The 11,881-nt window shown below is 74.6% G+C and carries 10 protein-coding genes; 5 read left to right on the top strand and 5 right to left on the bottom strand.

Annotated features, from left to right (window positions below; genetic code table 11):
* The first annotated feature begins 26 nt into the window (after positions 1-26).
* Positions 27-977, top strand: a complete 951-nt coding sequence (locus tag ACH4F6_RS14525; RefSeq protein WP_397960470.1) for a helix-turn-helix domain-containing protein — start codon at positions 27-29, stop codon at positions 975-977.
* Here ACH4F6_RS14525 and ACH4F6_RS14520 read toward each other — a convergent pair.
* Positions 974-1,459, bottom strand: coding sequence for a DUF6174 domain-containing protein (locus tag ACH4F6_RS14520; RefSeq protein WP_397960469.1), 486 nt, complete (start codon positions 1,457-1,459; stop codon positions 974-976). The two genes, ACH4F6_RS14525 and ACH4F6_RS14520, sit on opposite strands and share 4 nt — an antisense overlap.
* A gap of 206 nt (positions 1,460-1,665) precedes the next feature.
* Positions 1,666-1,899, bottom strand: coding sequence for a hypothetical protein (locus ACH4F6_RS14515; protein WP_397960468.1), 234 nt, complete (start codon positions 1,897-1,899; stop codon positions 1,666-1,668).
* 246 nt (positions 1,900-2,145) lie between these two features.
* Between ACH4F6_RS14515 and ACH4F6_RS14510 the strand changes: the two genes are divergently transcribed.
* The gene (locus ACH4F6_RS14510; protein ID WP_397960467.1) at positions 2,146-3,453 is read left to right on the top strand and encodes a PP2C family protein-serine/threonine phosphatase; all 1,308 of its coding nucleotides are present in this window, start codon (positions 2,146-2,148) and stop codon (positions 3,451-3,453) included.
* 127 nt (positions 3,454-3,580) lie between these two features.
* Here ACH4F6_RS14510 and ACH4F6_RS14505 read toward each other — a convergent pair whose 3' ends face one another.
* From ACH4F6_RS14505 to ACH4F6_RS14495, 3 genes are all read right to left on the bottom strand, one after another.
* On the bottom strand, positions 3,581-4,147 hold the full coding sequence (locus tag ACH4F6_RS14505) for an antibiotic biosynthesis monooxygenase (protein ID WP_397960466.1): 567 nt from the start codon (positions 4,145-4,147) through the stop codon (positions 3,581-3,583).
* Positions 4,148-4,242: 95 nt separating this feature from the next.
* Positions 4,243-5,250 (bottom strand): DMT family transporter, encoded by a 1,008-nt coding sequence (locus ACH4F6_RS14500; protein WP_397960465.1) that lies wholly within the window; start codon positions 5,248-5,250, stop codon positions 4,243-4,245.
* A complete protein-coding gene (locus ACH4F6_RS14495) occupies positions 5,247-5,855 on the bottom strand; it encodes a TetR/AcrR family transcriptional regulator (protein WP_397960464.1) in 609 nt (202 codons plus the stop codon). Before ACH4F6_RS14495 ends, ACH4F6_RS14500 begins: the two co-directional genes overlap by 4 nt.
* 392 nt (positions 5,856-6,247) lie before the next feature.
* Here ACH4F6_RS14495 and ACH4F6_RS14490 point away from each other — a divergent pair, with 392 nt between their 5' ends.
* The 3 genes from ACH4F6_RS14490 to ACH4F6_RS14480 all read left to right on the top strand — a co-directional run bounded on the left by ACH4F6_RS14490 (position 6,248) and on the right by ACH4F6_RS14480 (position 11,815).
* Complete coding sequence (locus ACH4F6_RS14490) at positions 6,248-7,483, top strand: glutamate--cysteine ligase (RefSeq protein ID WP_397960463.1); 1,236 nt, start codon at positions 6,248-6,250, stop codon at positions 7,481-7,483.
* A gap of 232 nt (positions 7,484-7,715) precedes the next feature.
* Entirely contained in the window at positions 7,716-9,497 is a 1,782-nt protein-coding gene (locus ACH4F6_RS14485) for an N-acetylglutaminylglutamine amidotransferase (RefSeq protein WP_397960462.1), read from the top strand.
* Entirely contained in the window at positions 9,473-11,815 is a 2,343-nt protein-coding gene (locus ACH4F6_RS14480) for a S9 family peptidase (RefSeq protein WP_397960461.1), read from the top strand. The genes ACH4F6_RS14485 and ACH4F6_RS14480 overlap by 25 nt, the downstream gene beginning before the upstream one ends.
* Positions 11,816-11,881 lie beyond the last annotated feature (66 nt).

Raw genomic sequence — 11,881 nt, 5'->3', positions numbered from 1 at the left:
ACGACATGACCCGTACAATTCCGGACGTGACCACTGTTGCGCTGGCCGTCACCGACGGCATGCTCCACTTCGAACTGGCCCTCGCCTGCGAGGTCTTCGGCTCCGCCCCGGCCGGGGTGACGGTTCCCTGGTACGACCTCGTCGTCTGCGGGCCGCGGACCGTGCGGGCCGGCCGGTTCGGGCTGGAGCCCGAGCACGGCCTCGACCGGCTCCCCGACGCCGACACCGTGATCGTGCCGGGCTGGGCCGACGTCGACGTGGCCCCGCCCGCCGACCTGGTCGACGCGGTGCGCGCGGCCCACGAGGCCGGCGCGCGCGTGGCCTCCCTGTGCACCGGCGCCTTCGTGCTGGCCGCCGCGGGCCTGCTCGACGGGCGGCGCGCGACCACGCACTGGGCGCACACCCGGGTCCTCGCCGCCCGCCACCCGCGGGTGACGGTGGATCCGGACGTCCTCTACGTGGACGACGGCAGCGTGCTCACCTCCGCCGGCAAGGCCGCCGCCCTGGACCTGTGTCTGCACCTCGTCCGCCTCGACCACGGCTCGTCGGTCACCAACACCGTCGCCCGGCGCCTGGTCGTGCCGCCCCACCGGGACGGCGGCCAGGCCCAGTTCGTCCCCACCCCGGCGCCCGCCCCGGACAACCACCCGCTCGCCGCGCTGTTCCCCTGGGTCATCGAACGGCTGGACCAGCCGCTGACCGTGGAGGACCTGGCCCGCCGGGCGGGGATGAGCTCGCGCCATCTGGGCCGCCACTTCAGAGCGGTCACCGGCACCACCCCGCTGCAGTGGCTGCTCACCCAACGCATCCGCCACGCCCAGGAGTTGCTGGAGACCACCGACGACGGCGTCGACACCATCGCCGCGGCCACCGGCATGGGCACCGGCACCACGCTGCGCCGGCACTTCCACCGCACGGTCGGCGTGCCTCCCGACACCTACCGCCGGACCTTCCGCGCCCGGGCCCGCGGCGACTAGGGCACCTCGTTCGGCCGGTACGCGCTGACGACGTACAGGGCTTCGTCGTCGAGCGTGTTCCCGTCCCCGTCCAGCCTGATCCGCACCGGGTGTCCGTCGGCGGCGTACTCGGCCTCCGCCGTGTCGGCGCCGTCGTCGCGGGCCTGCTCCCACTCCCGCAGCAGTTCTCCGACGGTGGGTACGGCGTCCGGTGAACTCTCCACCACGCGCCGGGCGCTGTCGTCGAGACCGACGGCCTTCGCCACCTTCCCGTCCAGGACGGTGATGCGGAACGTCCCGATCAGGGCGCGCTCGCCCTCGCTCGATTCCAGCGTGCAGACGTACGAGGCGGGCTCCTTCCACGCCGTCGCCCCGGCCGGACGGGACGGTCCACCGGTTCCCGGCGACGCCGAGCCGCCGCAGCCGGCGGTGACGAGCACGAGCCCGGCGATCAGCACCACGGCGGACGGCGGACGACGGGGACCGGAGCCCAGGGCGGTCATGTGGTCACTCCTCCTCGCGGACGGTCGACACCATGACGCCGGTGGGCGCGAGAACGTTCGGCGCGGACGCGGGAACTCCCCGCTCACGCGCGGCCGCACCCGGAGCCGGACACGCCCGGAGGAGCCGCCGGTCCGCCGGGGCACGGGGGAGGGCCGCCGCCCGCGATGCGGACGGCGGCCCTCGGCTGTGCTCCGTCGGAACCGGCTCAGCCCACCACGATGATCACGACGGGGCCGTTGTCGAAGCCGCCGCGGTGACCGCAGTTGTCGTTCCACCAGCCGCCGTGATGACCACACCAGTCACGGCTGACCTGGTGGGTGGGAAGGCTCTCGGGGGCGGCCGCCGAGGCCGCTCCGGCTGCGCCGATCGTCGCGGTTCCCGCCATCAGGGCCCCCACGGCGGACACCGCGAACAGACGCCTCGCGCGTTGTGCATTCATGGATCTACCTTCCTTCCACCCCTCGCACGGTTGTCGACGGACGACAGGGATGGCCGCAGCCGCAGCGAAAACGTGGGCGCGGTCGTGGATGGTGCCGCCCGAGTACGTGGATCGGTGCCTCGCCGTCGGCGGGCGTACTCGCGAACGCGGCTCTCACTCGTCAAGGCTAGTCGCCCCTCGCCCGGTGAGCTAGCCGAGCCCACGTCGCTACGGGGGTGGTCACCTGCCGCATGTGATGATCGGCTGGTGAGCGAGGAGCAGGCCGGGGACGGGGACGACGTCGACGCGGTGTTGCAGGCGGCGCTGCAGCGCCTTGCCCTGCTGGCGGAGGCGACCGACGCGCTCTCGAGCACGCTGGACGGCACGATGGCGTTGCGCCGGCTGTGTCAGGTGCTGCTGCCGCAGTCGGGGGACTGGTGCGCCGCGGACCTGCTCGACCCGCACGGGCGGCCCCACCGGGTCGTGGTGGCGCACTGGGACCGGCTGCCCACCGCTCATCTGGAAGGACCGCTGCCGCCGGTCCCGGAGACCTCGTCCGACCCGCTGGCGCGGGTGCTCCGCGGAGCCGGCCCGCTGCTGGTCGACCCGGTCGCGATGGCCTCCCTGCGGGACGGCACCGCCCTGCACGCGGCCCAGGTCGCCCTGTTCTCCGAGCTGGGCGCCGCTTCCGCGGTGATCGCCCCGCTGCGGGCACGGCGGCAGGTGCTCGGTGCCCTGACCCTGGCCCGCAGCGGGGACGCCTTCGCGCTCACGGAGAACGACCTGGCCCTGGTGGAGGACCTGGCCCATCGCACGGCGCTGGCGGTGGACAACAGCCGCCTGTACGCCTCGGTGCAGAGCACCGCCGAACACCTGCAGCGGTCCCTGCTGCCGGCACTGCCCGACCTCTCCCCGCTGGGCATCGCCGCCCGGTACATGCCGGCCCGTGCCGCGGTGGAGGTCGGGGGCGACTGGTACGACTGCTTCCGGCTGCCGGACGGCGCCATCGCGGTGATCATCGGGGACGTCACCGGGCACGACCTGCCCGCGGCGGTCACCATGGGGCAACTGCGCAACATGCTCCGCGCACTGGCCTGCGACCGGCTGGACCCGCCGGGCGAGATCCTGCGCCGCCTGGACGCCATCACGCACACCCTCTACGGCGGGCACACCGCGACCTGCGTCTACGCCCGCCTCGAACCGGGTCCGGGACGCGGCCGGCAACTGCGCCTCGCCAACGCCGGCCACCCGCCGCCGCTCCTCGTGTCGCACGACGGCGACACCCGCTACCTGGACAACGGCCACAGCGTGCTGCTCGGCGTGGACCCCGGCGCGCCCCGGCCCCACGGCACCCACACGCTGCCGCCGGCGTCCACGCTGCTCCTGTACACCGACGGCCTGATCGAACGCCCCGGCGAAGACCTCGACCAGGGCCTCGCACGGCTGCGTCAGCACGCCGCCGCCCTGGCCCGCGAGCCCCTGCCCGCCTTCTGCGACGAACTCCTCGCCGGGCTCTCCCCGGGCAGCAACGACGACATCGCGCTCCTCGCCCTCCGTCTCCCGCCCGCGCCCTGACGGCCGACGGGCCCGGGCCGTCTCCCCGGCGCGGTCGAACCGTTCGCCGCCACGCTCCGGCGGAGGCTGACGCCCCACCGTCACGGGCGCGGCGGGTCGTCGCGGGGTCCGGTCCGGAACGCGCCGCTCACCGGCCCTGCGGAGGGTACAGCCAGCGCCGCAGCAGGCGGCTCAGGCGGGGCATGACGAGGTAGGTCAGCGTCGGCAGCAGCAGGACCGGGAACACGGCGGCCCGCAGCGGCAGGGGCCAGGCGCCCGTGTGGGGTGCCACCAGCCACTGGATGAGCAGCGTGAACGGATAGGCGCCGGCGAACGTGGTGAGCACCATCTTCCAGCGGGGCGGCGGCCGCACGGTGGTGCCGGGGAGGCTGAACCAGGTCTCCATCCCGGACGTCGACTGCCGTTCGCTGCCGATCTCGGTGGCGACGTCCTCGATCCGGGCGTGCCATGCCGCCCGCTCGTCGGACTCCAGCCACTCGCCGAGCCGGCCGGGGTCGGACCAGCGCAGCACCGCGTGGAAGCGGTGCCCCTGCTCGGGGCGCAGCCACGAGACGCCCTCGTTGCCCGGGAACTGCCGGGCGCAGCGGCTGATCCCGCGCGTCCAGTCCTCGAACTCCTGCTCCCGGCCCGGACGCACCTCCCAGGTGAGGACCGTGGTGACCGGCTCGTGCCGCCGCACGTCGGTGGTGCCCATGCTCCCCGCGTGCCACCCGGGGCGCGGATCATGCCTGGTGGCCCCGGTGCGTTGCCGGCTGCGAGCGGCCCGGCCGGGAGGGTCCCGGCTCGGGGTCACAGGACCGGAGCGCGCTCGGACCGAGCCGCGTCGGCCCCCGCGCCGTCGCCCGGCCCCGGGACGGTCGCCCCGGGCTTCGGAGCGGAGCGGGTCGGCACGGTGAGGACGGCGAGGCAGCCGACGACCAGGGCGATGCCGGCCCACCCCAGCAGGGGCAGGCGCTCGCCGACGACCAGGACGGCCAGGACGGCCGCGACGGCGGGTTCCAGCAGGGAGAGCGTGGTCGCGGTGCTCGCCGGCACGTGGGCCAGACCCCAGCCGAACAGGACGTAGCCGAGGAACATCGGCACCAGCGCCATGTACGCGCCCACGGCCGTGTTCGTCCAGGAGGCGAGGAGCGGGGCGCCGGTGGCCAGCAGCACCGGTACCAGCAGCAGTCCGCCCAGCCCGAAGACGGCGCCCATGGCCGCTCCGGAGGTGAGCCCCCGGCTGATCAGGCGGTGGGCCGCCCAGGAGTACAGGGCGTAGGTGAAGCCCGCCACCAGGCCCAGCCCCACTCCGAGCACGGTCGACCCCGCCGAGTGCGCTCCGGGGCCCGAGTGCGCCGCGGTCGCTTCGGCCGCGCACAGCAGCGCCGTCCCGGACAGGCCCGCGGTGGCGCCGACCGTCCAGCGGCGCGTGAGGCGGCGTCCGTCCACCACGCGCTCGATCACGGCCGAGGCGAGCGGTGCCGAGCCGATCGACACCACCGTCCCGGCGGCGACCCCGGCCAGGTGCATGGAGCTGTAGAACGCCAGGGGGTAGGCGCCCACCGCCAGCGCACCGAGCCCGACCACCCCGCGCTGCGCGCGCAGCGCGGACGTCTCCCGGGCGATGCGGGGGGCCGCCGCGAGGGCCTGGAGCAGGCCGCCCAGCCCCATGGCGACGGCTCCGATCGCGAGGGGGCCCACGGCCGGGGCGAAGGTCGCGGCGGTGCCCGTGGTGCCCCACAGCACCGAGGCGACCAGCACGAACAGCGGCCCCGCGCCCGTCGGACCGGTCCTGTGCACGGCGGACCGCGTCACAGCCGGTCCAGCAGGTCGGCCGCCATCGTCCGGGCGTGCTCCAGGCGCGTGCCGGCGCCCTCGAGGCCGGCGCGCGCCGTGGCGCCCTCCAGCAGGAACGACAGGTGCTCCGCCAGCACGCGAGCGTCCTGCGGCCGGTCCGGCAGCATCTGCTCGAGGTGACCGGCGAGCAGGGACTCGACCTCCTCCTTGTGCCGGCGCACCACGGCCCTGCCCTCGTCCCCGGCGGGCAGTTCGGCGGCCGCGTTCAGCAGGCCGCACCCCCGGAACCCGTGGTCGTACGCGAACGCCGCGTGATCGGCGTACGCGTCGAAGACGGCCAGCACGCCGGCGCGGCCGTCCCGGACGCCCTCGAGCCGCCGCCGGTACAGGTTCAGCCACTCCTCGTGCCGCGCGTCGAGGTAGGCCCTGACCAGGTCGGCCTTGGAGGAGAAGTTGTTGTACAGGCTCATCTTCGCCACGCCCGCCTCGGCGGTGATCGTGTCGATCCCCGTCGCGGACACGCCGTCCGCGTAGAAACGGCGGGCCGCGGCGGCGAGCAGCCGCTCGCGCGCGTCCCCACGCCGCCTGCCGGGCCGTTCGGCCGCGGCGCCGGTCTCGCTCATCACGTTCCCCTTCGTCTACTAGGTAGGTCAGTCTACCTAGTAATTCGGCGACGTCTGCACCCGGCCGTGATCCCGGGGCCCGTCCGGCCCACCCCTTCGGCCGACCCGCGCGCAGCGGGCGGACCGGCAGGATCCAGAAGGCGCCGACGGGGTAACCGCCCGATGGGGCGACAGGGAGGGGGTCGCACCCGCCTCGGCGCGTTCCATGACGTCGCCTCACCCTCCGTCATCAGCCGCTCATATGAGACATAGGTCTCTCTGGAGAGCATGTGGCGATTACGGGTGGGGTCTCTGGGAACTCCGAGGAGGTAGTCCGCCGCTTTGTGACTCCGACGGGACCGGTTTGTCGGATCGGGGCAGCGAAGCATCCGCCGTCATCTCTAGGAGTGGCCGTGACCGTTCGTATCGGAGTGGAGGAGGAGTTCCACCTCGTCGAGGTGGAGTCCGGCCTGCTGGTGCCCCGCGCAGACACGGTGCTGCAGGGGCTTCCCACACCCACCTTCACGACCGAGTTGCAGCAGGCGGCCGTGGAGACGAACAGCGGCGTCCACGAGTCCCTGGACGACCTGTACCGCGACGTGACCGGCACCCGGCGGCGGCTGGACGTGGCCGCCTCCGCCCACGGGCTGGCCGTGGTGGCCGCGGGGACCGTGCCGCTGGCGGGCACGGCGGCCGTCCGCACCACCGCCGACGACCGCTACCGCCACATGGTGGACGAGTACCGGAGGGTCGCCGACGAACAGCTTATCTGCGGGGTCCACGTCCACGTGGACGTTCCCGACCGCGACACGGCCGTACGGATCATGTGCGAGGTGTCGCCGTGGCTGCACGTGCTGCTCGCCCTGTCCGCGAGCTCCCCGTTCTGGCTGGGCGCCGACACCGGCTACGCGAGCTGGCGGACGATGCTGTGGCAGCGCTGGCCCACGGCGGGACCGATCGGATGCTTCGCGAACGCCGCCGAGTACGACGCGTCCGTGCGTGAGCTGATCGGCTCCGGAGTCATCAGCGACGCGGGGATGATCTACTACGACATCCGGCCGTCCGCGCACCAGCAGACGCTCGAGCTGCGCATCTGCGACGCCTGCCCGCGCCCGGAGACGGTCGTGCTCGTCGCCGGACTCTTCCGCGCCCTGGTGACGGACGCCCGGCAACGGCTGGAAGGCCCGGGGGCTCCCGTGTGCGCCGGCCGGCACGAGTGGCTGCGGGCCGCCGACTGGCGGGCCGCCAGGTCCGGCCTCGAAGGCGCCCTGGTCGACCCGGAGACGCACAAGGAGGCGCCCGCGGCGCAGGTCGTGCGCGGCCTGCTGGAGCGGGTGCGCCCGGCGCTCGAGGCGGCGGGCGACTGGCAGGTCGTCCACGCCCTCGCGGAGAAGGCGCTCGCGGACGGCAGCGCCGCCCATCGCATGCGCCGCACGGCCGCGAAGGAGGACCTGCTGGCCTGCACCGACCTGGTGATCGCGGAAACCCGCGGGGAGACCGTCAGGCGCTGCCGCCCCGCCCCCACCGCGGCGGCCGCTCCCCCCGCGGCTCCTGCCCCGTCTCCGGCTCCGACCAGGGGGTTCTCGCCCAGCGGACTGGACGTGAGCGACGCCCTGGGCACCGGCCCGGCCAGGATGCCCGGCCTGTGACGGGGAGAAGCGCCGTGCGTGCCGCTCCGCCCGGAGGTCTCCGGTCCGCGTCCCCCGCCCCCGTTCCCGAAGTCCTCGAAGTTCCCTCGGTTCCCGAAGTCCTCGAAGTCCTCGAAGTCCTCGAAGGAGAAGTACTCACCATGTCGACCAGCTCCGCCCAGCTTTCGGAGGGCAGGCCCGGGCACACCGCACCGGTGCGGGCCACCGACGCGCGCCGGGGAGGTGGTGCGTGATGTGCGGCCTGAGCGGAGAGATGCGCTTCGACGGGGGCCGGCCCGACCTGGCGGCCGTGCGGCGGATGAACGACCGGCTCGCCGCCCGGGGCCCCGACGGCGAGGGCGTCCGGTCGCTGGGCGCCGTGGCGCTGGCGCACCGGCGACTGAAGATCATCGATCTCTCGGAGTCCGGCGCCCAGCCGATGACCGACCCCCAGCAGGAGATCACCGGCGTCTTCAACGGCTGCGTCTACAACTACAAGGAACTGCGCGAGGAGCTGCGGGGCCTCGGCCACCGCTTCGAGTCCACCTCCGACACCGAGGTCATCCTGCGGGCGTACCGGCAGTGGGGCACCGCCTGCGTCGAGCGCTTCTACGGCATGTTCGCCTTCGCCCTGTTCGAGCACCGCACCGGCCGTCTGGTGCTGGCCCGGGACCGGCTCGGCATCAAGCCCCTGTACCTGGCGCACTCCCCCGGCCGGATGCGGTTCGCGTCCACGCTCCCGGCGCTGCTCGCGGGCGGCGACGTCGACACCTCGCTGGATCCGGTGGCCGTCCACCAGTACCTCAGCTGGCACGCGACCGTGGCCGCGCCCCGCACCGTGCTGACCGGGGTGCGCAAGCTGCCCCCGGCCACCGTGCGGGTCGTCGAGCCGGACGGCACCCACCGGGATCACTGCTACTGGCAGCCGTCGTACACGCGCCGCCCCGAACTCGCGGACATGAGCCCGAGCGAGTGGCGGGACGCGGTGCTGGACGCGCTGCGCACCGCCGTGCGCCGGCGGATGGTCGCCGACGTGCCGGTCGGTGTCCTGCTCTCGGGCGGTCTGGACTCCAGCCTGATCGTGGCGCTGCTGGCCGACGAGGGCCAGCGGGACCTGGCGACGTTCAGCGTGGGATTCGAGTCGGAGGGCGGCGCCGAGGGGGACGAGTTCGCCTACTCCGACCTGGTGGCCAGGGAGTTCGCCACCGACCACCACCAGCTGCTGGTCCCCTCCCAGCGGGTGTCCTCGGCGCTGGACCACGCCGTCGCGGCGATGAGCGAGCCGATGATGAGCCACGACGTGGTCGCGTTCCACCTGCTGGCCGAGCAGGTGGCGAAGGAGGTGAAGGTCGTCCAGAGCGGGCAGGGCGCCGACGAGGTGTTCGCCGGCTACGGCTGGTACCCGCAGCTGGCCGCGGTCGCCCGGGAGGACGAGCCCGAGCGGTACGCCGAGACGTACTTCGACCGGTCGCACGCCGACCTCGCCCGGATCCTGCAGCCGCACATGCTGCCGCCGGACGACGTCTCCGGCCGCTTCGTGCGGGAGCACATGGCGGTGCCCGGAGCCGAGACGGCCCTCGACGCGGCCCTGCGGCTGGACACCCACGTCATGCTCGTGGACGATCCGGTGAAACGGGTCGACAACATGACCATGGACTGGGGCCTGGAGGCCCGGGTGCCCTTCCTGGACCACGAGCTGGTGGAGCTGGCCGCCGCCTGCCCGCCGGAACTGAAGCTGGCCGACGGCGGCAAGGGCATCCTGAAGGAGGCCGGCCGCAAACTGCTGCCCCAGGAGGTGGTCGACCGTCCGAAGGGCTACTTCCCGGTTCCGGCGATCACCCATATGGCCGGGCCCGTCCTGGACCGGGTCCGTGAGGCGCTCAACGCCCCCGAGGCCGGGCGGCGCGGTCTCTTCAGGGACGAGTACCTCGCCGAGCTCCTGGCCGCCCCCGACCGACACCGCACCAAGCGCGGGGCCAACGCGCTGTGGCAAGTGGCTTTGCTGGAGATATGGCTTCAGACGCACGGAATCTGACCGACGGACGCGCCGCGTACGGCCGCGACGGCACGCACCCCCCGCAGGCGTCTCCCGGCCCGTACGGGCCGGGAGACCCGGACGGCGCGTACGGACCACAGGGCCCGGACGACGGGTACGGCCCCGGCACGGCGGCCGTGGAGCAGCTCACCGCTCCTCCCCCGGCGCCGGGCGCCGGCGCGGCGCCGCCGGAGGAGCGTGCCTCCGCCCTCGCCGCCCCCGCGCCCGTCCCGCTGCCGGACGCCTCCGGTCCACGGGACGCCACGACACGGCTCATCGCGCACGGCTGCTGGTACCCCTCGGCCGACCCCTCCGGGACGCAGGTGGCCTTCATCTGCGACCGGGGCGGGGTGCCCCAGCTGTGGGCCGGACCGCTCGACGGCGGTGACGTGCGGCTGCTCGACTCCGGACCGGACCCCGTCCGGGAGGTGTCCTGGTCGCCCGACGGCCGGTGGATCGCGTACACCACGGCTCCCGGCGGCGGCGAGCACTCACGGGTGCTGTGCGTACGTCCCGACGGGACCGACCGCCACATCCTGGCCGGGGCCGAGCCGGGCAGCTCGGCCTACCTGGGCTGCTGGGCGCACGACGGATCGGCCGTCGCCGTCACCGTCGCCGTCCCGACCGCCGCGCCCGGTCTCCGGGACGTCCTGGCGGACCCCGGTGCCGAGGAGCCCGGGGGCCGTGTCGGCCGCCGGCCGGCCGGCTGGTCGGGCCGTGACGGCGACGCCGTTCTGCTCGGCGCCGCACCGCTCACCGACGCGGGGGCCGTCACGCCGCTGTCCCCCTTGGCCACCGACGTGACGGCCTTCCCCGCCGCCCGGCAGGGGCCGCCGGCCGCGCCGCCGGCCGGCTCCGGCGACGGGCTGTCCGCGTACCTGATCGACCCCGACGGCGCGGCGGCCCCGGTCCTGCTCGCCACCGAGACGGACGCGGCGACGCTGCGCGTGTGCGACATCAGCCGTGACGGCGCGCTGGCGCTGCTGCGCCGGGGCCCCCGCGGCCGGCGTGAGGCGGTGGTGCTCCGCACCTCGGACCTCACCACGACCTGTGTCATGCCGGTCGCCGACGGCGACCCGTGGATCGGCCGGTTCTCGCCCCGCGCGGACGCGCTCTGGCTGCGCAGCGACGCCCATCGGGAGTTCGCGGCCCTGCTCGCCGCCGAGCTCGCTCCCGACGGTCACCCGCGCGGCTGGACCGTCGCCTCCGAACGCGAGGGCAGCGAGCTGGAGCTGCTCGGCTTCGCCCTCGACGGCCGCACCGCCGTCCTCGCCTGGAACGTCCGGGGCGCGAGCGAGGTCGAAGTCGTCGACACGGTCCCGCACGGAACCGACGGAGCGGCCGTCGGACCGCCGCGGCCCGTGCCCCTCCCCCACGAAGTGGTCACGCGTGTCACGGCCGCGGGCGCGGGCCGGATGGCGCTCGCCCTGTCCGGGTCGCAGCGCCGTCCGGGCGTGTGGTGGCTCCACGAAGGAGTGTCCGTGCTGCGCACCCCGTGGTCGTCCCGCGACGAGGACGCCGTTCCCCCGGGCCGTCCGCCCGTCCGGCCGGTGGCGCTCGGCCTGACCGCGCGGGACGGGCTGTCCCTGCACGGCTGGTACTACCGTGCGCCGGGGCGCGGGCCGGGCGAGCCGGCGCCCTGCGTGATCCATCTGCACGGGGGACCCGAGGAACAGGAACGTCCCGTCCTCAACCCGCTCTACCACGAGATCCTGGGACGAGGGCTGGACATCTTCGCCCCGGACGTGCGCGGATCCTCCGGCCACGGCCGGTCGTTCGTCGACGCCGACCTGGGCACGGGCCGGTTCGCCGCGATCGAGGACGTCGCCGACTGCGCCGCGCACGCGGTGCTGGCGGGCCCCGCCGATCCGGCGCGGCTGGCCGTGATGGGCCGCTCGTACGGCGGCTACCTCACGTTCGCCTCCCTGGTCTGGCATCCGGAGCTGTTCCGCACCGGGGTGGCGGTCTGCGGCATGTCGGACTTCGCGACGTTCTTCGAGGGCACCGAGCCGTGGATCGCGCAGTCGGCGGCCCACAAGTACGGGCATCCCCAGCGCGACCGCGCACTGCTGCGCTCGCTGTCGCCGATGAGCCGTGTCGACGCGCTGCGGGTGCCGGTGCTCGCCGTTCACGGGGAGCACGACACCAACGTCCCGCCCCGGGAGTCGGAGCAGTTCCTCAGGGCGGCGCGCGAACGCGGCCATGACGCCCAGCTGCTCACACTGCGCGACGAGGGGCACGACTTCCTGCGCGCCGACAACCGGCGTCTGTTCCGCCGGGCCGCCGCGGACTGGCTGGAGCGGCACCTGACCGGCTGACGCGGCGGCGCTCGCCGGGCACACGCGTCGCGCGGGGAAGCAGCCGTGCCCGTGGGGAGGTGGACG

It is taken from the genome of Streptomyces sp. NPDC017936, from assembly GCF_044328485.1.
GTDB lineage: Bacteria > Actinomycetota > Actinomycetes > Streptomycetales > Streptomycetaceae > Streptomyces.
Note: the sequence above shows the minus strand (reverse complement) of the source record. Positions and strands in the feature narration are given on the sequence as shown.